Raw genomic sequence first — 20,969 nt, 5'->3', positions numbered from 1 at the left:
ACCTTATATTATCGCTATAACAAGTATAACGATGCAGTGAGGCTTGTCTGACACGCTCTCTATCATCCGGACTGTAACCGTCGGCTCTGGAGTCACACCAGATCTGCTGACCCTAAAAGAAGCATGTCTAATAGGCGCTCGCGGGCTTAGAAATAGACCTCCTTACCGCCGGTGGGGAATTTCACCCCGCCCCGAGAACGAACCGGAATAATCCGATGAGTGCGAATATACTTTTTTTAACCAAGGATTGTCAAAGAGTGTTTAAGAAGGCCGCTTGTTTACTCAACAATAGGTAAAAGGCGAGTTATACTTTCACTTTGATTGAATCTACCTAAGAGGCTGTTAAAAAAACGCCTTATGGGTGTAAGTTAGTTTATAAAAGGACTGAATACGCTTATTGCTAGACAAGCGAACTCTGAAAACAAAGGTACAGGGCGTTAAGGAGATTATTATGAGTAAAATTGTCATTTTTGGGAACTCAGGTTCAGGTAAGTCAACGTTAGCAACAAAATTAGCATTGATAAATCACTTAGCGCATTTAGACCTCGATACTGTGGCGTGGAAACCCATGACACCACCAGAACGCTTGCCTGTATCTGAGTCTTGTGCACAGATAAGAGCCTTTACATCAATTAATTGCAATTGGGTTATAGAGGGTTGTTATTCTGATTTGTTAGACGTTGTGATTCAACAGGCTGATGAAGTGATATTTCTAAATTTACCTGTTTCTGTATGTATAGAAAATGCAAAAAATCGACCATGGGAGCCACATAAATATGAAAGTAAAGCCGATCAAGATGCCAATTTAGAAATGTTGATTAATTGGATTTCACAATATACCGTTCGTGATGATACCTTTTCTAAAGCAGCTCACGAGCGGTTGTTTAAAGATTTTCAAGGGAAAAAGACCATGTACGAATCTAATGAGCAAGCGACAAGGGAATAGGTTCAAGTGTGATGATTTTATTCTACGGTTAAGCAAAGTCATCGACCTTATTACTCGCATTTAACAGTAATGCGGCTGTGTCTTTATATTCTTCAAAAGCGCTATCCGAGGCAAGATTTTTCAGGGTGTCAAATCTCCTTCACATATATGAAGAGGGAACATTCTGCAGTACATCCCCTTTTTTTATATTCGAGTGTATGACTTTGGCTCTGTTATTTTTAAAGTCGGTTTCTTGTGACTCTATTCGTTAGAAGAAAAAATCAGACTGAAATAAGGTTGAATATTTTCATCTTTCCTTAGGAACGTCTTGTATTAGAATGAGCATAGTGATGAATGAAATAAGGATGATGAATATCAATAGACGAACATTATTAAAATTATTCGGATTAACGGCCTTTACTGGGCCTTTGGCTTGGGCGCATGTTCAGGGATTGGACAGTGATGAAGATGTGCAGTTTATGAAAAAAGAGCATAAACGATTTGATGTCTACAGGAGGCTATTTAATAAACGCTTTAATGCAAAGCCCCATATTATTGCCGTGTGTAAAACAGAGCTTGGTGTGCAAAAAGCGGTTAAGTATGCGGATCAGCATGGGTTAAATATCAATATTAAAAGTGGTGGTCATAGCTTTGAAGGCTTCTCTTTAAATCATGGTGGTATGGTCATTGACCTTTCTCAGATGAATAGTTTGAAATTAGATAATGACCATGGCTTGGTAGCCGACCCAGCCGTTAGTCTTGCCCAGCTTTATCATTATTGTTTACCCAAGGGACGGCTATTACCATCGGGTTCTTGTGCGTCAGTTGGTTTATCTGGGATAACACTTGGAGGTGGTTATGGCTTATTTTCTCGTCAATTTGGTTTGACCTGTGATTATTTAACGGGTGTCCGTTTGGTCGATGTGAAGGGCAATGTGATTGATTCTGATGAATTGCCGGAATTGCTTTGGGCATGTCGTGGTGCAGGTAATGGTAATTTTGGCGTAATAACCCAGTTACGTTTTAAAACGGTTAACGCCCCGACGACATTATACCAACATCGATTCAGAGCATATAAATTGACCCCTAAGAAAGCGGCTCATCTAGCGAAGTTCTGGTTTAAGCAGTGTGATACCTTACCAAACCATGCTTTTTCTGCCTTTGTTTTAAATAGAGATACATTAACCATTATGCTTACGGCAACAGAGCATGACGAGGAAATGGAGCAAGTATTAAGCACATTCAATGGTGTTATGGATAAAAATGATAGGTTAAAACCCGACCCTATTGAAATCGGTGTGCAATACTACTATGGCCATAATAAACCTTTGTTCTTCAAAAACATTAGTGCGGGATATTACCAAAGCTTTAAGGATATAGAGGCGTGTGCTGAAGCGTTATTTACTCAAGTCGCAGATACTCCAGGTGCCATATTTCAAATAAACACCCTAGGGGGGAGATCAATAACATGGCACGAGTAGAGGGCAGTGCTTATGCTCATCGCAATGCAAGCTACCTAGCTGAAGCACAATGTTCTTGGAGCAGCTCGGATGCTGAGAAACGGAGTATGGAGGCCATGAAAAACATACAAAATACCCTATATAATAATAAGGTGACTCAACACTATATTAATTACCCAGATCTTAATATAAAACAGTATGAAACGGCATATTACGGTAATTCTTATGCACGACTACAACAGCTGAAAAAGGAATTAGATCCTGAAAATCGTTTTAATTATGAGCAGAGTATCGCCCTAGATTAGTCTGCTTTACTTGTTGATACGATTAACGTCACTAAGAATTAGCTTAGCGACGTAGGTTTTTTTCTTTTCCAGAGAATAAAAAGACCAGACACAATAATGAGTCCACAGCCAATCAACATGGTGATATCCACTTGTTCATTAAACAGCAATACGCCGAAGGCCATACCAAATAATAATCGAGAATATCTAAAGGGAGTCACGGCGGAAACTTCACCTGTTCGCATGGCTTTCATTAATCCTGAGTAAGCGGAAACACCCGCTAAGATTGCGCCTAATAAATAGAGAGAGGTTTTTGCATTAGGTAAAATAAAAGGCGTGTCTTCCCAGAACGATAAGAGCACACCGGCAATGAAAACAGCAAAAAAACCGTATACGCCTAAAATAGAGGTACTGATTGATGCTGGCGCGGCTCGACTGGCTAGATCTCGTCCGGCAAACCCGAGCATCCCAAGAAGAGCTAGAATGGATAGCATGGAAAAGCTATCAGTTCCTGGACGTATGATAACAACCACGCCAATGAGGCCGACACAAATGGCAGCCCATCTTCTTATGCCTACTTTTTCTCTAAAGAATAGTGCGGCTCCAGCGACAACAAAAATGGGGGTGGCTTGTAAGATGACAGTGGCGGCGGACAGTGGTGTTAAAGTAATCGCAAGAGCGTAAAATAAGCGGCCAAAAATCTCAAAAAATATTCGAAAGCGCATTGGACGTGAGAGAACGTCTGGATTTAATAGGCGCTCTTTTTTTAATAACGCGACGCAAGCAAAGGTTAAGGAGCCACCGAGGCCAAAAAGTATCATGGTTTGTGCTATGGGTAGGGACTCTGAAACGATTTTAATAAAGACATCTTCGATTGCAAAAATGGCCATTGCGATTATCATCCAAAAACTTCCGACTAGGTTGGCGTGGCGATCAATATTGAGATTTATAGTCACAAAAAATCCTTTTCGGTTTTATTCATGTGAATGGTTATGCAAGAAAGCGTTCTTCAAGTAAAAAGACGAATCGTTGAATTCGGTTGAGACAGTCGGTTTAGAGAAACCAGCTGAACGGTTGCTAACCATTGTAATGCATTTCAAGGCGTATTACCTATTGATTATTTTTGAAAACAGCGGGAAAAAATAGTGTCTTGGTTTCAGGGGGGCGCTGAACCTAGCAAGAGCCCAAAATTGTCGCGAATATTTGTTTTACGCTCTTAATTTGTGCGTTGTTAAATTTAATGAGAGTGCGTCCTTTCCATTTTAAAACTTAATCGATGACTTTTTTATAATGAATTCAGAAACTTAAAAAAACCATGGTGAAGATTAATGTTGGGAACGATTGTTGCAGTGTTTTATTTGGTTGAAACAAATGAATCAAATCGATTGTCGTATTTTGGGAGCATATCAATGAAAACCAAACTCAAGTTTACACTATTCGCGAGTCTTATTACGAGCACATCCGTCATGGCGGCAGACAAAGTTACTTTTCAATTAGATTGGTTACCAGGAGGCGATAAAGCTCCCGTATATGTAGGGATTCAACAAGGTTTCTTTGAAGCATTGGATTTGGATGTCTCCATTGCCAGTGGTCGTGGCTCTACAGATGCATTGACAAAAATGGCAACCGGTCAATCTGATATAGGCAGTTCTGATATAGGTGCCTTAATGGCCGCGAGAGCACAAGACGATGTGCCTGTTGTGGCCGTTTTACCTTATTTTACCCAAGCGCCACATGCCTTTTTTGTTCTAAAAAGTAGCGGTATAAAATCCATTAAAGATTTAAAAGGCAAAAAAATTGCCACCTCACCGTTTACTTCTTCAAATGCCTTCTTGCCTTTAGTGCTAAAAGAAAACGGTTTTTCTGAAGAGGACATACAGTTAGTGAAATCAGATCCTGGTGCGCTTGCGCCAATGATGATTACGGGTAATGCTGATGCCATCATTGCCTGGGTGACGAATACGGCACTGTTTAAAAATCAAGCAAGCAGTGTCGGTAAAGAAGTCATCGAAATGCCTTGGTCCGATTCTGGTTTATCCCTTTATAGTTCTTCTTTATTGGCTTCAGAGAAATTCTTAACAGAGCGTCCAGATGTGGCTAAACGTTTTGTTAAAGCATATGCCAAAGCGATTCAGTTTACCTATGAATTCCCTGATAAAGCCGGTGCAGATCTCCATAAAATGGTACCGGAAGTGGACGCAGGTATAGTGTCTGCTCAAATAAAAAGCATCACTAACCTAGTATTCAACGATGTGACTGAAAAAGATGGTTTTGGATACTTTACTCCTGAGCGAATCCAAAAAACATGGAAATACGTTGCAGAAGCCAATGGCCTTGAAGACGATGCATTGGAGCCGATGATGATTGTAAATAACGACTTTATTCCGGAGTAACCTATGGGACCGGTTCCTAATAAGACAGATAAAAACCTTACTTATGTCAGTTTGAAAGGTGTGGGTCATAAATACGACCCACACCCTAATTCGCCAATGGTAGTGCAAGATATTGATCTGGACATTCACCGACATGAATTTGTGGCCGTTGTCGGCCCTTCTGGGTGCGGAAAATCAACTTTGTTGAGAATGGTAGCTGGGTTATTGGTGCCATCCCATGGAAGTGTGTCTGTGTTCAACTTGCCAGTGACAGAACCTCGTGATGATGTGGGTATTGTATTTCAAAAAGCCAATTTGTTGCCTTGGTTAACCGTCCGTAAAAACGTTCTGTTTCCTTTGAAACATAAATATGGCCGTTATTCGAGTGCTGATGAGGTTCGTGCTAATGAATTATTGGAAATGGCAGGATTGATGCAATTTGCCGATAAGATGCCGGATGAATTGTCTGGAGGGATGCAGCAGCGAGTTGGTATTGTACGAGCTTTGCTTTTAAACCCTGATATTTTGTTAATGGATGAACCTTTTTCTGCTCTCGATGCATTGACGCGGGAGCAAATCGGTTTCGATCTGTTGGATATTTGGCGTGAGCACCCGAAAACAGTACTTTTTATCACTCACTCCATCAGCGAGGCCGTGCTGTTATCAGATCGTATTCTTGTTATGAGTAAACGCCCTGGGACCGTAATGGATTTAATTGAAGTAGACTTGGCTCGTCCTCGAACCTCGAAAACCATTAATTCCCCTCGCTTTGCTGAATTAACCGACATAATACGAGGATATATTTATGAACCAAACGTACCCGTTTAAGTTTTGGTGTAAGCAACAAGTAAATCGTTTTGCTCCTGGATTATTTTTTATAGGGTTAGTACTTTTATGGGAATGCATTTGTGTATTTGGAAAGGTTCCTAATTATATATTACCTGCGCCTTCCTCTATTATTACTGCCTTTTTAAATGTGGAGTTTTCCCGTTGGATGACTCATCTATGGGCAACGTTGCGTGTGGCATTAATGGGGTTCTTTTTATCTATAATAATAGCTATACCATTGTCCATTGGCATGATGCGTTCTGAACTCATGAATCGAGTGCTTTACCCTGCATTGATCGTCATTCAATCTACGCCAGTTGTGGCAGTAGCGCCGTTAATTATTGTGTTGCTTGGTACCGATGACCCATCGCGAGTACTAATTACTTGTCTTATTACTTTCTTTCCCTTGGTTGTGTCTACAACAACCGGCATGTTAGAAACGCCACCAGAAATGATTGAGTTGAGTAAGTCATTGCGAGCACCGCGTTATCGTGAAACGTGGCAAATACGTATTCCTTATGCAATTCCCCACATATTTAGTGGTTTAAGAGTCTCTATTACTCTGGCGATTATTGGGGCTGTGGTGGCGGAGTTTGTTGCAGCAGAAGAAGGTCTTGGTTATTTTATCCAGTTTTCCACCTCTTTCTTTAAGATTCCTCAAGCCTTTGCGGGGCTTATTTTTCTTTCTATTATCAGTCTTTTGCTTTTTAAGTCTGTGCAATGGGTCCAAATGTGGCTGTTTCCTTGGAGTCTTCCTAAAAAGAAATGAAGAGGCGACAAAACGCCAAGACGGTGTTTAGTGAGCATCAGTAACCCCCGAACTCTTAGTAACCTATCATCGAAAAGGTATTTTAACCTTCGACTTTTTAATAAGAAGTACCTGAGTTTAAAGGGGTAGTGCGAATGTTTAGTGGATAATATATTGAACTAACCAAAAGCAAAGCATTCCCCCGACCACTGGCCAAAAGACGCTGCGACTGTATTTAGCGATGAAAATGGTGACGGCCGCAGCGACTAACTGTGAAGGGGCTATTTGATACTCTGTTGCTGGGCGGGTAAAAACAAGTGCGGGAACGCAGAGCGCAGCCAAAATTGCAGGAGGCAATAGCATCAGGATTTTTTTGCTACGTTGGATTAGCGCTTCGGTACTGCCATGTAATTGAATAAAGGAAAGTCGTACCAAAAAAGTGCCTAAGCCAGCGGCGATAAACAACAGCCAGAGAGTCAAATTATCCATGTTTATTGCTCCGCTTTTTAAATAATTCTGGTATGAAGAGGCCACAACTTACTCCAGCGGTAACCGCAAGGATAAAACCTGCGTTATAGGGGAGTAATTGGAAAGCGATAGCACAACTGCCAGAGATAATGGCTACAAAAAAGAGTAGGCGATTACTAATGGTGGTAACCAACATAGCTAAGAAAGCAAGTGGTATGGTGAATTCAAGAGACCAGTGAGCAGGAATGCTGGCGCCGATAGCGACTCCTAATATAACCGACAATATCCAACTTAATGCCATAGAGATAGATACTCCGGTGAGGTACCAAAGTCGTTCTGAATCGGTTTTTTGTTGTTGATCTGGCATTGAACACAGCCCGTAAACTTGATCAGATAACATATACGCTAATGGGAACCGATAACGCTTTTTTAATGGCCCTAGTAAGGGGGCAAAGGTTGCACTGTAGATCACAAAACGTAAATTAATGACCACAGCGGTAAGTAGAATGATGACAAAAGGGGCATTATCTTGAATGAGAGAATAGGCGGCTAGTTGCGCTGAGCCAGCAAAGAAAAGAACCGTCATTCCCATGACCATTTCTGGCGTCATACCTAATGAAACGCCAGTAGCTCCTGTAATTAAACCAAACGGCAGCACACCGGATACTAATGGTAATAAATCCCTTACACCTAGCCAAAACTGTTTACGATAGTCAGTCATGCACAAATCCCTTAAGGACAGAGTAGGGCATTGCCCTATATTTAAACGATGAATGTAAACGCTTAATGCGAGTTCGAAAAGTAAGCTCTGGAATAATGAGCTGAGTCGATTACATTTGTGCAGCAGAATAGCATATAACCTATAGTATGCAGACGCCTAAAATAGTAACGACAGTCGAGGTGATCACACAAACAATTTTTGGTTGGTTTATATCATAACGAGGAGTTATAAAAAATCGTTTAGTAATAGCCTAAGATCTTTGAATATGGGTAAATCACTATGCTGCTGGTGCTGTAACACATCGATATTGGCGTGCCACCCCATCCCTTGAGAGGCGAGAGGGAGCTTAATGAGATCTTCATTTTCAACCGATTCAGAGACAATGTGGTTAGGCAGTAAGCCCCAACCATGACCTTGTAACGTTAGTTCTAGTAATAAAAAATAATTGTCTGCGTACCACACATCTGGGCTCACTCTAAGCTGGAAACTACTGGTTTGAGTGTTACGTGAGCGGATAAGCTATTGCCTGTGTAATTTAAGATCATCCATATTTTTACTGACTAATTTAGCCAATGGATGAGATTTCGCAACATATAAGTCAAAACTAATCGTTCCTAGGCAATCAAAGTCTAAATAGCTCGGTATGTCTAATTCACTAAAGATAATGCCTGTAAGCATTTTACCTTCTTTGAGCATATCAATAATATCCAAGCTAGAGGCACTTAAAAACTCTAAAGTGACCTCTGATTTGGATTTGAATTCGGTATGGTGATTGTTACTTTGCCGACGGTAGCGTGGTATTTAAATATCACTTGGTTATCTGCGATTCTTTTGGAAGCCGGTTTTTTAATCTTTATTTTGATTTACACTTTTGTATTTAATTGGCTGTATGATACCTATCAACCGTATAAGACGTGTTTTGTGAAGTCGTAAACAGGAATAATAGAGTGAAACCTGTGTTACTAAGGGGGCACTCTATTTTGCTATCGACCTATGATAGGCGGAATGTCTAGCGTGGAGGTCGTGCTGGTCGGTTAAGGGTGATAAATCGCCAACCACATAGGCTTTGCTTTCAGGTATATTTTATTGGGCCAGACGTTGTTTTTGATTTTGTTCCCCATTGGGTTTCTAATTCAGGCTCTACAGCTATAGTATGAGGGTTTTCAGACCAGTGGAGTAAGCTAAACACACCTTGTTCACTTTCAACTAACGCCGAGCAGTCCTCTACCCAATCCCCATCATTACAATAAAGCTTGCCGTGTTGTAGGCGAAAAGAAGCGTAGTGGATATGACCACAAATGAACCCATCCACATTATGGCTTTCAGCCGATTTTAATGCCGCCTGTTCAAAACGACTTATAAATTGTTTGGCTTTATTGATATGATTTTTGATGTAGTTTGCAAAGGACCAATAGGGTCGGCCAATCAATTTTCGAATGCCATTTACCCAGTTATTTAGGTTTAACATTAGACCGTGGGCTCGGTCACCAATGGCTAATAAAAGAGGACTTATCTTTACTACCTGATCAAATTCATCTCCGTGACTGACGTAAAATTGGCGACCATCTACGCTGGTGTAAATATCGTTCAACTTAATATCAATCCCTGCAATACTTTGCCCTGCTAACTGTCTGAAAAAAGCGTCATGATTACCTGGTATATAGATAACTTTGGTCCCTTCGCGGGCTTTCTGCATAATAAGGCTGATAATTTGCCTGTGCTCTTCGGTGAAATAGGCTTTTTTCTGCATTTCATAGAGATCAATAATATCTCCTACTAAGTATAAGGTTTCACACTCTATTGTATTAAGAAAATCGAGCAGGTGATTTGCTTGGCAGGCACGAGTACCTAGGTGAACATCTGAGATAAAGACAGAGCGGTAACGAGTTTGCATCTTATTTTCCTTTAGCCTACAGGAGGTTAGCGGCTTAACGCGTTTGATGCTTTTATGCTAAAGGTTGGAAATGTCACTTCTAAGGCAATTCGGCTACGGTTTTATGACAGTAGGAAAGAAGAAAGAGATAGATCATGAGCATAATAGGATTTAGGTTTTTTAATCTCTTTAAATGCCACGTCCTAAAGCCAAGTATCAAAGTGAGGTGTCTGTCTATTTTTATAACGAGCGGGATCACTAACCATCCATTTATTACTTGACTATAAATACGCAAGTGAATAGAAAACGATAGGTAAAATAGCCATGGCTAAAGTAATGGCTATACCTAAACCCCCAGGTTGAACCAAATAACTTTTTTGCGGTTTTTTGGGGTTAAAAAATACATTTACCGTACCATCTTCATTATTCTGGATACTCTTTAATTGCGCTTTAAGTAAGAATTTAGCATTGTGAGAAGCAATGATTAACCAAGGTGAAACTCGCTTGCCTTGATAGACCTTATCAGACACCTGATAAACATATAACGAATTCACTTTATATTCCTGATTTGTGTCAATCAACTCAGGAGTACTCCTCTGTTTAATTGAAGCCGTCAGTAAGTGACCTTTAGTGGTCGGCCAACTTCTGATCAATATTTGTTGTATGGAAGAATATAGGCATATAACGAAAGCGTAGATAACAACAAAAAAGAGTACGCCTTGTTTATCTCCATCAGATGCAAGCATCCACATACTTTGTACATAGTCAATCATAGGCCGGGTTACCTGTTACTTAACACCTAATTTAACAAAAGGCATAGTCAACTTGAGTCTTGCTCACATTTTTTGCCATTAGCTCTGCATGCATTTGAATGCTCTTAGTCGGTACAAAAACAGAATCTACGCCTACAAAGTAAAAGTTTTCAGTGAATTCACAAAATAAACCAAATGGGTGTCTTAGATTACCATGCATCCATCCCACTTAATAACGCTTCAATATTAACGCGGCGTTCACGCCACCAAAACCAAAACCATTACACAAAACGTACTTGACACTTTTTTCACGCGAAACCAATGGCACCAGATCAAGGTCAGCCATGCTGTCTTCAACATTCTCTAAATTAAGGGTTGGCGGCAACGTACCAGAGCGTATAACTTGAGCACTAAAAATAGCTTCCACACCACCAGCCGCTCCCAACAAATGCCCAGTCGACGATTTCGTTGATGAAATAGCGACGGCACTTATCTTGTCTCCAAACACTTTTCTAAGCGCATTGATCTCACCACGATCGCCAACTGGAGTTGAGGTTGCGTGAGCATTTACATAACCAATTTGGTCAGCCGTTATGTTTGCCATCGCTAAAGCGGTGTTAATCGCACGCGCAGCACCTTCACCACTTTCTGGCCCAGAAGTTAAATGATAAGCATCGGCGCTTGTTCCGTATCCAACCACTTCAACTAAAGGCGTAGCGCCGCGGGCTAAGGCATGTTCAAGGGTTTCTAACACAACTAATCCCGCGCCTTCACCCATAACAAAGCCTTCCCGCTCTTTATCAAAAGGACGCGACGCTTTAGTTGGATCAGCGTTTCGAGTGGAAAGCGCTTTTAAAGCACCAAACCCAGAAAGAGACAACGGATCGATACACGCTTCGGTTCCACCTGCTAAAGCAACTTTTGCTTCACCGGTTCGCAGCAAACGCATTGCATCGCCAATGGCTTGCACTCCTGCTGCACAGGCCGTTACTGGTGTACCGAGTGGCCCTTTGAATCCGTATTTGATAGAAACATTACCGGCCGCTAAGTTCGCAAGGAAGGCAGGAACCGTAAAAGGCGATAACCTGCGAGCACCTTGATTCGTCAAAACAGATTGAGCATGAGTGATAGTCGGTAAACCGCCAATCCCTGTTGCAATAATGGTTGCCGTTGCTTCCTGATCCGCAAGAGTTGATGGTTTCCAATTGGCTTGTGCCAACGCTTCCTCTGAGGCTGCAAGAGCGAATAACGTGAATAAATCGACCCGCTTACGCTCTTTAGGAGAGAGATAATCCGATTCGTTCAAACCATTATCTTGTTCTGTGTGATCTGGAACTTGCCCGGCAATATGAGTGCTCAGACCTGTGACCAGTGTGGTTGGTAACAAGCGGACTCCAGACTCTCCACGAACCAAGCGTTCCCACACAGAACCGACACCTAAGCCAAGAGGCGATACTAACCCCATACCTGTTATCACAATACGATCTTTAAGTGACATGAGTTCACCTTCTGTTGTTACGACACAAAGAAAAACCTAATGCTAGAGAAAGTCTTTATATGATCAAGATAATATTAAAAAGCTCTGCTACCATGATCCTATATACATTTTGAGTCGGATGCTAAAAGGAGAAAATTATGCCTTACACACCTGAACATAAAGAGCAAACGCGCCAGCGGATATTACAAGCCGCCGCGAAGTTATTTTGCTCACATGGTTTTGATCGAGTCACTCTAACGCAAATAATGCAACAAGCGAATATGACACACGGCGCTTTTTATGCACACTTTTCAGGGAAGAGTAGTTTATACGAAGCAGCTATGCAGTTTGCGACGTCCAATGCGTTTTGGGCCCGTGACGATAAGCAAACAGAAGGCAAAGATACTCACATTAAAGCCTTAGTCACTCGCTACCTAAATTGGGGTAAAAAAAATAGCGAGCCTTCACCTCTGGAATTTCTAGTAACGGATGCCGCCCATAAAGAAGAAAAGGTTCGCAAAGCCTACCAAGCTTGCTTTGATAATTTAGTTGAGCGTTTAGAAGGTATTCTAGAAAAACACGGTAACCGAGAAGCAAAAGCCTTAGCTGAAGAAACGGTAGTCTCGTTAGTAGGGACTGTCGCAATCGCCCGATCTTTTGCACCTTCAATGCAAAAGGATTTTTTGAAGCGAGCAAAGCTTCGTATTGTTTCTCGATTAAATAGCGGACTTAAAACACCCTGATTACACTTTTACACTTTTACACTTTTATACTTTATTCCTCATACTTGAGTGTGATTTTTTTGCTTAGAAAGAGCGCAAGGAAACATCAATACGGTGTTGGATGGCTTGTCGTTGGCACATCTAGATTTCATCTTATTTCAACTTTGGCTGGGTAATCACAGCCAAAGCATTTAAACATTAGGAGTGATCTCCTTGCCATAAAATGAAGAGTCAATGGAGCCAGAGTATTTTATTTTTCAGCCACTCTTTGACTAACGGTTATCGATGATTAAGCGTCAAACACCACACTCTTGGCGACACACTTCCTTCCCTCTATTTTTAGATTAACGGTCGCCTCTTTCTTCCTATAATCAGTCGCCCTTATTTGTGATTTCGTAAGAGGTGGATCTATCGTCAGGGTCTTATCACAACGCTCAAATAGGCTTTTCTGCGTGATATCCCCCGCTGTTAGGTTAAACATAATCATTCTTGAAGGATACAAACGAGCCACAAAGACTTTTATAGTGCCTTCAAATTGATAGGAGTTAAATTCAGCTATTCTGTTCTGTCTTTCCTGCTCTAGCTCTTTTTGGCTTGCCAGTACTTTATAATCAGTAAATTTACACCATCTGGCAGAGCCACCAGTGCTTTTGAGTTTAACTAGCTGACCGTTTAATAACTTTAGCTTCGAGCCCGCGTGCTGATCAAAAAATAATTTAGCCTCTTTGACTGAAAAATTCTTATCAAGAAAATAAGCCCTACAGTTTGCTGTCCCCACATCTTCCTTTTTGAGAAAAGTCAGTTGAATAGGTAAAGGGCGTTTAACATCAAAAACGCCTAAACTAAGAGGTTGATCGACTTTAGGTCGGTAACTCTGCTCCGCAACAAATTCAGGAGCAGACCATGTTCTTTCATCCTTAAGGATCCCCTCAATATCTCCTATGCTTTCTCTAGAAAGAGTTGATTTTATACCTCCTGCGAAGGTAGAAAAACTGAGAAGAACTGACAAAAATAAGAACATCATCTTGAACATTTATTACTCCATGTATATTCGTTATAGCTTAGATATCCTAAGCTATATTTCTTATATTGGATTATTCTGGATGGCAAAAATTATGGCAATGTAACGCAACAAGCAAAGACGCGCGCTAGCTTGTAATCTTCACCCGATAAAATGAACACCATCCTCGTTTCAATTTTCTGCTAATTCAAATTCAGCAGTGTTTTATATCCTAAACTCGAATGTAATCTCTGTCTATTATAAAATAATTGAGATAATACGTTAATTTGGGAATGCGATTTATCGAATAAACGAACTTAAGACACCCAACGTTAATGAAACTCAAAAAACAGCTTTGGTATTTTGGACAACCGGATCACACAATAAACGAACTTAAGACACCCAACGTTAATGAAACTCAAAAAACAGCTTTGGTATTTTGGACAACCGGATCACACGATTCTGAAAAACAGAGTTTTATTAAAAATAACAGCCAATATTGTTATCTAGCCCGATAAAAATAACATTTTTTAGATGAATGGATTCGCTTACTGTTTAGTAAGACCCAGGACTAATGTGAAATAAACTATGTGGATACGCTAGGCAAGTAATCGACAACATCGTTTATTTGGCCTAGACCTTGGCTGGGCGTTTTTGTAACGAGTAATGCTGTGCTCCTGGCCAACTACGCCATGGGTATGTTGCTCAAACTGAATAGCGATGGTTAGCCAGTTATCAGAGGATATTCCAAGCCGCTGTAAAATGGGTGAAAGCGACAAGTCAATTGCACCGCGTTTGTCTTGTCGAGCGATGCGACCTGTCATATCAACCAGTTCAAGGTAATCCGTTAACTTGAATAAGATGCCTTCTGTTTTATTTTTACTTTCATTCCCAACGAAAGGATATAAGGCTTTTGGTTGAACGTTTTTTCCAGCCGCTTTCACCCGTTTTTTGATGCTAGTAAATTCTGACGTTTCCGGCGTGGCTGCGACATTGGCTCGAATTGGATTAAGGTCAACATAGGCCATACAAGCCAAAACAGAGGCTTCGTCTAACAAGGCTTGAGATTTAAAGCGCCCTTCCCAGAATCGTCCAGTGCATTCATCCTCAGCATTCGCTTGCCGTGCGATGGGTTCGTTCAGCTCCCGCATAAACCAACTGATATCAGACAACCTTTCTCGATACGCTTCCGCCGACCGCTCAGCCAGTTCAATTGCATAAGCTGGCATGGTGTCGCCACGGGCGTATTGTTGTGTAAATAACGTCCCTTTATGCAAGGAATGCCAGCGGTTTAAGACCTCGTGAGTAGACCAATTTTTAGTTTGTGTTTCATTTACATGTAACACAATGTGCAAGTGATTACTCATCACCGCATAAGCACAAATATCGATAGAGAAGACCTCAGCTAAGAATAAAATTCGTGCCTCGATCCAACCACGGCGATGCTCAAAACTTCTTCCAGTAACAGAATCTTCACCACATAAAAAAGCACGGCGAACGCATCGAGAAATACAGTGATAGTACGGAGTATCAGACAAACTGACTTGTTGGCTTCTGGCCCTTGGCATAGTTTTCCCCTCATCCTTGAGTTTGTTTTTCTAGTTTAGATCGTGATCAAAGAAACATCAATAAAGTGATGGGTGGCCTGTATTATTCTTTTACAACTATATAGGATTTTATTTCTTAACTAATTGAAATGTATAAATAAACAAAAAGGATGTCTCAGGTTTTAATCAGGTTTTATTCGGTTTGTTAGGGGAAGTGTGATTGGGCTGATGTGGCAAAAAAACGGCTCAAGTTTCATGCAGCTTAGCCGCTAACAAGATACAGATTCATTAAAGGGACGTTATAGATGGCACATATATCAGTGACCGGTATGGGCAATACGAATGTGGCGATGACGTTTTACTCATCCCAACGATCTAGCCAAGCTCAACTCAGCAATACTTCCTCTTCTGGGTTACAAGAAGCGTTAGTGGGTCTAAGCTCATCACAGGTTCATCGAAGTGAGAATGATCTCTTAGAAGAGTCTTCCTTTTCATTGATTCGCCCGAAAGGAGATCCGTATAATCTCTATCAAAATGAACCCGAGCTTAAAGCAAAAGCAAAGGTTCTTGCTGAGCGCCTTGATGGTCCGATACATGAGGGCAACGCGGGCCATTTCTTTTATCAAAACAGTATGCGCGACTTCCTTCATGCCGGTGTGCTAACCGACCCTGAGTTTCTGAATATGGCGGAATCCATGAGCGATGAAGCGCTACAGGATTTAGCCATCACGGTCAAAGCGATGGTTCTGCCAGCGTCGGCAAATTACACGACCCATAACGAAGCCGACCGCTCTTATCAAACTAAAGTTGCTAAATTTATGGATGTCTTGAAAAGCAGTAATACGGTTGAGCGCAGTGCTATATTAGAACAGTCTGCCAAATACGCTGGACAAGTCGATGTCGATGCCGCCGCCAGCTTTAAACAAAATGTCTTCGGTCAAAAAATCACTCAGGTCAAGTTTGACCCTTATCGTAATGATACTTCCGCCAATAACCTACACAACTATGTGACAGCTATCGTGGCCACAGACGATCCTAGCGCTTTAACCGAGCAACTGGGGCACATGAGCGATGAAGCACAACGCGGTTTACTCAGCGTTTACGGCTTAGACACCGTCCTAGGCGACCGTTTGGCTCAGCTAGCGGGTCCAGAGGGCGACCAACTTCCCGACTCTCTGCTTAGCGCATTGGGTGATATGGTCGACTCGGTCAAGATTTATGAGATAACGTCTCAGGTCAAAAAAGACTTTGGCATTGCATGGCATGGTGATGACGCCCTGTTAAAAGACAATGAAGAAAGCCATGGTCGAGAGTTTGCTTTGGACTCGGTTAGCAGCATGATCAATATGTTGGAGCAATACGACTTTTCTGAAGAACAACTAGAGACCATGGGAACCGAACTAAGCGGTTTATCGAACCCAGAAAAACGCGCTTACATTGAGATTACCACCATAGGACTCGATGATATGCTGCAAGACAAGGTGTCAGAGAATAGTAATAAAAAGAACCTTGATGAAGCGGTTGCTGTGGTAAGTGAGCTGCGCAATAACCAAAATGTGCTCTCGCTGGTCAACGGCTCACGCTATCATGATGTCACGTTGATCGAGCGCCCTGACATCGAAGAAGGTCTGACGGTTGTCGCATTAGAAGGCGCGGCTGTGTTTAAAAACCTCGACAGTGCGGTGAATCAGTCAAGAATACTTTTAGGCGCCACCAAAAACCAAGTCAACATGGTTAACGGCCACTCGGTAAAAGGTCATGAATCGGAAAATATATACAGCGCAAAAACCTTCGACGTTTATAAACAAGACGTTGGTAATATGGTCAGTACGCTAGTCGCATTTGAAAGTGCTCGCCGCGACAGTACCGCCACCGAGAAAATGTCGCTTAATGCCTTCACAGAGACTTTAGCAGACATGCACTCTGGCATTCGTGATGAAACTTTACAACGCGTCAGTGATGAAATAGTGACGGACTCATTCCGCAATAAGGTTACTGAAAACACTCAACTTGCGTTTTTATCTAATGTTGTGCAGAAAATGGCGTTTGAAACACAGCGTGACTTCGAAAAGTCAGCCGATGGCGTAATAGGGTTATAACGTCATTTCCAACCATGAGTGGGGAGCTAAGTTTGGTAACGAATCATAGAATTAGACAGGAAACAATGAAATGAACCGCTCCGCGAAGCGGTGTAGTTCAACGAAACTGAGAATGCCTCATTCTCAGTTAACTTAATTAACCTATTTATTCCCTGGAACTTCAACCAAACGACAAACTGACTTCTGGCCCTCGGCAAACTTTCCTTTTCATTTTTGAGTTTTATAACCTAACTAATTGACATATATAAACAAACTAAATGGGTGTCTTAGGTTTTCTTTGTTAGCCAACTATGACTGTAGGTCTGTGATAATTGATATAGCCCCATCGTTATAACCAACCAAATCGCCACCATCTATAAATTTTTCCAAAAAGTCAAAGACCTGCTCTATGGGGGTAGACCATCTTTTCTTTATCTCAGCTAGGAAAAAACCAAACTCATCATCTGGACAACGGTACTTTGTGGTCGGCCCATACAAGAATAAGAATTTAAAACAGTTCAGAACTTCCAAAAAATCGCTAATGAAAAAATGAGATTTTTCGAACATAAGATGAACTCTTGGTATGCCTTTGTGGTTCGACTCCTCAAAATAAATTAGCTTTTGATCACCATCAACAACACCAACACTAAAAACACAGAACTCTTGCTTCTTTCCCCAGTAGCTTTCAGTTCTAAGTTTATTACCGTAGGTTCCTTCCACTTCACCAAAGATTCCAATAGAAGAACCTGTAAAAGTGTTGTCTAAAACAAGACAAAGATCTGAATATCCTATTAAATCAGCTACTGAGCCTTTCATTTCTCTAAATGGAAAAACCTCAGTAAACCTGTTTGACAATTTATAACTTAAACTAGAATCATTTCCTGAAACATAAAATAAAAACTGCTCTAAATCTTTGTTAAAACAAACTGCATATAATTCTTCTAACCTTTCAATCAACTCAATTATTATGTGACTTCCAATTTTTTGATTAAACAGGCTCGCAAAGAAATACTGCACTCCCCAGTTCCTAATATAGACTTCGATTTGATCAAAAAAATTGGGAGGAAGATTCCCCCTAAGCAAGCTTAATGACCAAGTAGGAAACTCTTGAAATCTCCTTGGGGAGTGCATTAAGTTTTTATGGCTATCCATACATTTTAAAATACTATAAAAATGTGTAGCCCAATACGACTTATTATCAGCTATCACAATTGGACTGATAGGCGTAAGAATACTTTTTTTGCCACTTCTCATCGTGTGGTTGCAATCCTTTCTTGAGGTTGGCTAACGCTTTGCTAAGCGGCTAAAAATGGCTGGCTATAATAGCGAGGAACGAGCACAGCCAGCTGTTTGTGTCCGTTTGAGCAACTTGTTAGATTTTGATTTACGACGTACTAATTAATATTACATTAAAGTAAATTACGTTCACTTCTATATACATACACAAAATACTATGTAGCATTATCATCTAATAGTTTAAACTGATTTACCTTATTTTTGTGTTCTTCTTCTAGCCCTTGAATAGTCCAGATTGTAGACTGAGAGATATTATTGAATCTTGGATTCTCATTTTTTATATCAGCTATTGTTGATGAAACTACAAGTACAGATATAATTCTATTTTCAGTTAAATATTTCTTAAATTTATGAGAGTACTTATTAATAAAGTCCATGTTTTGATTGTGCAATATTTCTAAAGCTTCACTAAATGTATTTGCATTCAAAATTGTTTTCTCTGGTAGTAAATTATCAATATTTATTGCCACAATGCCAAAAATAAAATCATTATCTTTAATTTGATTTACACCTTTAGATAATTGTTTCTCAAAGTTACTTTCTGAAATTATTTTTTTACAAGCAATTCCAACATTACCATCTTCAAATGGTACAACTATGTCGGGCTCTGCTAAATATGTTTTCTCGAAAATTTTACGAAGTTTACCTGTTACCTCTAGTTCAAAAAGTATATTTTTTGAATGGGATTGAGATACCTCCATAAAATCTAATGTAGATCTCATCAGGTCTTTTAAATATGATTTAATGTTGTGACAGTCTTCTAAGTTTAATAATGCCGAATAAATTCTATTTACATACAGAGCATCAAATATTTCAAATGGTGTATTTGATGCACCGTAATTTTTTAATGTCTTCGATAGCAACTTATATAAAAAGCTATGCTTTTTTATCTCTATTCCAGACTTATCGAATATTCCTTGAATATATTTAACTTGATTGTAAATAGCTTGGGAATTTACTTTTTCTACTTCCACTTTAAACCTCAATTTATAAACGAAAAATCTAACGCCTACTTAAGCGGAAAAATGTAGTTGGCTAAAATGTTGAACGGAGTGAAAACAGCCAACTGTATTTTTTCCGTTTGAAGTTCTTGTTATGTTTAAATTATGCTGATTAAACCAATTACAATACCAACTACCGCTAATACAGCCATGAATAATTGGTGTTTAGTAAAAAATGCATTAGCTTTATCTAAACAACTTAAATTTTCGCATTTAACAAAAGCTAGTTTCGTTAACATAAACCCCATACCAGATTCATTAAATTCAACGAGCCCTCTATGCGCTAACTCTTGAGCGACAATAAGGATGTTTGATTCTTTAGTGCATCCTTTCCTAATCACAAGCTCAGGTATTTGTTCCCAAAACTCTAATGCTGATGAATGATAAACACAGCTTTTCAATTTATGCTGTTGACTACCAAAACGCTTTGTAAAATCAGCAATCAATAACGCTAAGGTTGCTTCGACAAGCTTTTCCTCGATCTCAGGCTCATCATTATTGGTGTTTATAGCTTCCTTAACTCGCGCATCAATTATTCTGCAACCAGCCCCGAAAATTTCCAGCTTATGACTTGGATTTATCCCTTCAAAATCTTTCAAGGTTAATGCTAGTGATTTATCACCCGATAAATCAGAAATTAAAACTTCAGAAGTATTTTCATTAATATCTATAAAGTACTTTCCGAATATACTTTCAGCTTCAAGTTGCACAAAAACTCCTTTTAAACATAACGCCCAATTAATGGGCTTTTATTGCTGGCTTAAAATGTTGAGGAACGAAACAGCCAGCTGTAAAAGTCCCGTTGAATTGCTTGTTATATGCCTGATAAACCTAAACATAAATACACAAGCAACTAGTAAAAGCCGGTAGTAATAAATGCACTATAAATTGAGCTACCCACAATTGCCAGAACGAAATAATAGCTTTGTTACATTACGCAGTAATAAAAACAACAAAGCTTATTAGTGACTATTGGAAAACTATAATAGCGAAACACGTAGCAGCACATAAAAAAGTAAAAGTTAATAACCAAAATATTAGCTAAAGCACCCTACTACATGAATTGCATATAACGCCCAATTAATGGGCTTTTATTGCTGGCTTAAAATTTGCGAGGGACGAGCACAGCCAGCTGTAAAAGTCCCGTTAAATTGCTTGTTATATGCCTGATAAATTTAAACTTAATTACTGAAGTTTAAAGTAAAAGACGGTAGTAATAGCCACACTATAAATTGAGCTACCCACAATTGCCAGAACGAAATAATAGCTTTGTTACATTACGCAGTAATAAAAACAACAAAGCTTATTAGTGACTATTGGAAAACTATAATAGCGAAACTCGTAGCAGCGTTTACAAAAGTAAGATTGATCACAACATTTTTAGCTAAACCAGCCATACTATTTGAGTGCATATAAC

The 20,969-nt window shown here is 40.1% G+C and carries 22 protein-coding genes, 1 pseudogene and 1 riboswitch; of the genes and pseudogenes, 9 read left to right on the top strand and 14 right to left on the bottom strand.

Annotated elements, in window-relative coordinates; all coding sequences use genetic code 11:
* Window positions 1-50: 50 nt before the first annotated feature.
* Window positions 51-203: riboswitch (FMN riboswitch) on the bottom strand.
* A gap of 248 nt (window positions 204-451) precedes the next feature.
* The 3 genes from O1D97_RS02295 to O1D97_RS02285 all read left to right on the top strand — a co-directional run bounded on the left by O1D97_RS02295 (window position 452) and on the right by O1D97_RS02285 (window position 2,690).
* Window positions 452-946: a P-loop NTPase family protein gene (locus O1D97_RS02295; protein WP_269122462.1), complete on the top strand. Its 495-nt coding sequence runs from the start codon at window positions 452-454 to the stop codon at window positions 944-946.
* 329 nt (window positions 947-1,275) lie between these two features.
* Window positions 1,276-2,406, top strand: coding sequence for an FAD-binding oxidoreductase (locus tag O1D97_RS02290; RefSeq protein ID WP_269122461.1), 1,131 nt, complete (start codon window positions 1,276-1,278; stop codon window positions 2,404-2,406).
* The gene (locus tag O1D97_RS02285; RefSeq protein ID WP_269122459.1) at window positions 2,394-2,690 is read left to right on the top strand and encodes a BBE domain-containing protein; all 297 of its coding nucleotides are present in this window, start codon (window positions 2,394-2,396) and stop codon (window positions 2,688-2,690) included. The genes O1D97_RS02290 and O1D97_RS02285 overlap by 13 nt, the downstream gene beginning before the upstream one ends.
* Before the next feature lie 38 nt (window positions 2,691-2,728).
* On the opposite strand, the gene O1D97_RS02280 is transcribed toward O1D97_RS02285, so the two are convergent.
* Window positions 2,729-3,625, bottom strand: coding sequence for a DMT family transporter (locus tag O1D97_RS02280; protein ID WP_269122457.1), 897 nt, complete (start codon window positions 3,623-3,625; stop codon window positions 2,729-2,731).
* A 453-nt stretch (window positions 3,626-4,078) separates the two neighbouring features.
* Between O1D97_RS02280 and O1D97_RS02275 the strand changes: the two genes are divergently transcribed.
* From O1D97_RS02275 to O1D97_RS02265, 3 genes are read left to right on the top strand one after another with little or no spacing between them, the layout of a single operon-like run.
* Window positions 4,079-5,062 (top strand): ABC transporter substrate-binding protein, encoded by a 984-nt coding sequence (locus tag O1D97_RS02275; protein WP_269122455.1) that lies wholly within the window; start codon window positions 4,079-4,081, stop codon window positions 5,060-5,062.
* Between the two features lie 3 nt (window positions 5,063-5,065).
* Window positions 5,066-5,869: an ABC transporter ATP-binding protein gene (locus O1D97_RS02270; protein ID WP_269122453.1), complete on the top strand. Its 804-nt coding sequence runs from the start codon at window positions 5,066-5,068 to the stop codon at window positions 5,867-5,869.
* Complete coding sequence (locus tag O1D97_RS02265) at window positions 5,847-6,638, top strand: ABC transporter permease (RefSeq protein WP_269122451.1); 792 nt, start codon at window positions 5,847-5,849, stop codon at window positions 6,636-6,638. Before O1D97_RS02270 ends, O1D97_RS02265 begins: the two co-directional genes overlap by 23 nt.
* Window positions 6,639-6,776: 138 nt before the next feature.
* On the opposite strand, the gene O1D97_RS02260 is transcribed toward O1D97_RS02265, so the two are convergent.
* The 4 genes from O1D97_RS02260 to O1D97_RS02245 all read right to left on the bottom strand — a co-directional run bounded on the left by O1D97_RS02260 (window position 6,777) and on the right by O1D97_RS02245 (window position 8,517).
* Complete coding sequence (locus O1D97_RS02260) at window positions 6,777-7,106, bottom strand: AzlD domain-containing protein (RefSeq protein ID WP_269122449.1); 330 nt, start codon at window positions 7,104-7,106, stop codon at window positions 6,777-6,779.
* Window positions 7,099-7,806 (bottom strand): AzlC family ABC transporter permease, encoded by a 708-nt coding sequence (locus O1D97_RS02255; RefSeq protein WP_269122447.1) that lies wholly within the window; start codon window positions 7,804-7,806, stop codon window positions 7,099-7,101. Before O1D97_RS02255 ends, O1D97_RS02260 begins: the two co-directional genes overlap by 8 nt.
* Before the next feature lie 225 nt (window positions 7,807-8,031).
* The gene (locus tag O1D97_RS02250; RefSeq protein ID WP_269122446.1) at window positions 8,032-8,268 is read right to left on the bottom strand and encodes a type 2 periplasmic-binding domain-containing protein; all 237 of its coding nucleotides are present in this window, start codon (window positions 8,266-8,268) and stop codon (window positions 8,032-8,034) included.
* Window positions 8,269-8,325: 57 nt separating this feature from the next.
* Entirely contained in the window at window positions 8,326-8,517 is a 192-nt protein-coding gene (locus O1D97_RS02245) for a type 2 periplasmic-binding domain-containing protein (protein ID WP_269122444.1), read from the bottom strand.
* 51 nt (window positions 8,518-8,568) lie between these two features.
* On the opposite strand from O1D97_RS02245, the pseudogene O1D97_RS19750 reads away from it, so the two are divergent.
* Window positions 8,569-8,739 (top strand): annotated as a pseudogene (locus tag O1D97_RS19750) (chlorhexidine efflux transporter); the annotation flags it as partial.
* Window positions 8,740-8,878: 139 nt separating this feature from the next.
* Here the strand turns inward: O1D97_RS19750 and O1D97_RS02240 are convergent.
* The 4 genes from O1D97_RS02240 to fabF form a co-directional block, all read right to left on the bottom strand.
* Window positions 8,879-9,700 carry a UDP-2,3-diacylglucosamine diphosphatase gene (locus tag O1D97_RS02240; protein WP_269122442.1) on the bottom strand — a complete coding sequence of 274 codons (822 nt, stop codon included), beginning with the start codon at window positions 9,698-9,700 and terminating at the stop codon, window positions 8,879-8,881.
* 260 nt (window positions 9,701-9,960) lie between these two features.
* Window positions 9,961-10,452 (bottom strand): DUF3592 domain-containing protein, encoded by a 492-nt coding sequence (locus tag O1D97_RS02235; protein WP_269122439.1) that lies wholly within the window; start codon window positions 10,450-10,452, stop codon window positions 9,961-9,963.
* Window positions 10,453-10,483: 31 nt separating this feature from the next.
* A complete protein-coding gene (locus O1D97_RS02230; RefSeq protein WP_269122437.1) occupies window positions 10,484-10,651 on the bottom strand; it encodes a hypothetical protein in 168 nt (55 codons plus the stop codon).
* A gap of 9 nt (window positions 10,652-10,660) precedes the next feature.
* On the bottom strand, window positions 10,661-11,929 hold the full coding sequence (fabF, locus tag O1D97_RS02225) for a beta-ketoacyl-ACP synthase II (protein ID WP_269122435.1): 1,269 nt from the start codon (window positions 11,927-11,929) through the stop codon (window positions 10,661-10,663).
* Between the two features lie 137 nt (window positions 11,930-12,066).
* On the opposite strand from fabF, the gene O1D97_RS02220 reads away from it, so the two are divergent.
* Complete coding sequence (locus O1D97_RS02220; RefSeq protein ID WP_269122434.1) at window positions 12,067-12,651, top strand: TetR/AcrR family transcriptional regulator; 585 nt, start codon at window positions 12,067-12,069, stop codon at window positions 12,649-12,651.
* A 268-nt stretch (window positions 12,652-12,919) separates the two neighbouring features.
* Here O1D97_RS02220 and O1D97_RS02215 read toward each other — a convergent pair whose 3' ends face one another.
* On the bottom strand, window positions 12,920-13,663 hold the full coding sequence (locus tag O1D97_RS02215; protein WP_269122432.1) for a hypothetical protein: 744 nt from the start codon (window positions 13,661-13,663) through the stop codon (window positions 12,920-12,922).
* Window positions 13,664-14,229: 566 nt separating this feature from the next.
* The gene (locus O1D97_RS02210; protein ID WP_269122430.1) at window positions 14,230-15,198 is read right to left on the bottom strand and encodes a transposase; all 969 of its coding nucleotides are present in this window, start codon (window positions 15,196-15,198) and stop codon (window positions 14,230-14,232) included.
* Window positions 15,199-15,482: 284 nt separating this feature from the next.
* Here O1D97_RS02210 and O1D97_RS02205 point away from each other — a divergent pair, with 284 nt between their 5' ends.
* A complete protein-coding gene (locus tag O1D97_RS02205) occupies window positions 15,483-17,276 on the top strand; it encodes a hypothetical protein (RefSeq protein WP_269122429.1) in 1,794 nt (597 codons plus the stop codon).
* 288 nt (window positions 17,277-17,564) lie between these two features.
* Here the strand turns inward: O1D97_RS02205 and O1D97_RS02200 are convergent, their stop codons facing one another.
* From O1D97_RS02200 to O1D97_RS02190, 3 genes are all read right to left on the bottom strand, one after another.
* Entirely contained in the window at window positions 17,565-18,509 is a 945-nt protein-coding gene (locus O1D97_RS02200; protein ID WP_269122427.1) for a hypothetical protein, read from the bottom strand.
* 197 nt (window positions 18,510-18,706) lie between these two features.
* The gene (locus O1D97_RS02195) at window positions 18,707-19,525 is read right to left on the bottom strand and encodes a hypothetical protein (protein ID WP_269122426.1); all 819 of its coding nucleotides are present in this window, start codon (window positions 19,523-19,525) and stop codon (window positions 18,707-18,709) included.
* A 125-nt stretch (window positions 19,526-19,650) separates the two neighbouring features.
* Window positions 19,651-20,262 carry a hypothetical protein gene (locus O1D97_RS02190; RefSeq protein WP_269122425.1) on the bottom strand — a complete coding sequence of 204 codons (612 nt, stop codon included), beginning with the start codon at window positions 20,260-20,262 and terminating at the stop codon, window positions 19,651-19,653.
* Between the last annotated feature and the right edge of the window lie 707 nt (window positions 20,263-20,969).

This window comes from Marinomonas phaeophyticola (genome assembly GCF_026966905.1).
GTDB classification, from domain to species: Bacteria; Pseudomonadota; Gammaproteobacteria; order Pseudomonadales; family Marinomonadaceae; genus Marinomonas; species Marinomonas phaeophyticola.
This window is presented reverse-complemented; position numbering and strand designations above follow the sequence as displayed.

Excerpts from the sequence above, each read along its gene's own strand:
- O1D97_RS02200 (WP_269122427.1), bottom strand. The coding sequence starts at position 18,509 with ATGAGAAGTGGCAAAAAAAGTATTCTTACGCCTATCAGTCCAATTGTG.
- O1D97_RS02270 (WP_269122453.1), top strand. The coding sequence starts at position 5,066 with ATGGGACCGGTTCCTAATAAGACAGATAAAAACCTTACTTATGTCAGT.
- O1D97_RS02220 (WP_269122434.1), top strand. The coding sequence starts at position 12,067 with ATGCCTTACACACCTGAACATAAAGAGCAAACGCGCCAGCGGATATTA.
- O1D97_RS02275 (WP_269122455.1), top strand. The coding sequence starts at position 4,079 with ATGAAAACCAAACTCAAGTTTACACTATTCGCGAGTCTTATTACGAGC.
- O1D97_RS02235 (WP_269122439.1), bottom strand. The coding sequence starts at position 10,452 with ATGATTGACTATGTACAAAGTATGTGGATGCTTGCATCTGATGGAGAT.
- O1D97_RS02255 (WP_269122447.1), bottom strand. The coding sequence starts at position 7,806 with ATGACTGACTATCGTAAACAGTTTTGGCTAGGTGTAAGGGATTTATTA.
- O1D97_RS02210 (WP_269122430.1), bottom strand. The coding sequence starts at position 15,198 with ATGCCAAGGGCCAGAAGCCAACAAGTCAGTTTGTCTGATACTCCGTAC.
- O1D97_RS02260 (WP_269122449.1), bottom strand. The coding sequence starts at position 7,106 with ATGGATAATTTGACTCTCTGGCTGTTGTTTATCGCCGCTGGCTTAGGC.
- O1D97_RS02240 (WP_269122442.1), bottom strand. The coding sequence starts at position 9,700 with ATGCAAACTCGTTACCGCTCTGTCTTTATCTCAGATGTTCACCTAGGT.
- O1D97_RS02215 (WP_269122432.1), bottom strand. The coding sequence starts at position 13,663 with ATGTTCAAGATGATGTTCTTATTTTTGTCAGTTCTTCTCAGTTTTTCT.
- O1D97_RS02295 (WP_269122462.1), top strand. The coding sequence starts at position 452 with ATGAGTAAAATTGTCATTTTTGGGAACTCAGGTTCAGGTAAGTCAACG.
- O1D97_RS02265 (WP_269122451.1), top strand. The coding sequence starts at position 5,847 with ATGAACCAAACGTACCCGTTTAAGTTTTGGTGTAAGCAACAAGTAAAT.
- O1D97_RS02285 (WP_269122459.1), top strand. The coding sequence starts at position 2,394 with ATGGCACGAGTAGAGGGCAGTGCTTATGCTCATCGCAATGCAAGCTAC.
- fabF (WP_269122435.1), bottom strand. The coding sequence starts at position 11,929 with ATGTCACTTAAAGATCGTATTGTGATAACAGGTATGGGGTTAGTATCG.
- O1D97_RS02290 (WP_269122461.1), top strand. The coding sequence starts at position 1,276 with ATGAATGAAATAAGGATGATGAATATCAATAGACGAACATTATTAAAA.
- O1D97_RS02230 (WP_269122437.1), bottom strand. The coding sequence starts at position 10,651 with ATGCATGGTAATCTAAGACACCCATTTGGTTTATTTTGTGAATTCACT.
- O1D97_RS02205 (WP_269122429.1), top strand. The coding sequence starts at position 15,483 with ATGGCACATATATCAGTGACCGGTATGGGCAATACGAATGTGGCGATG.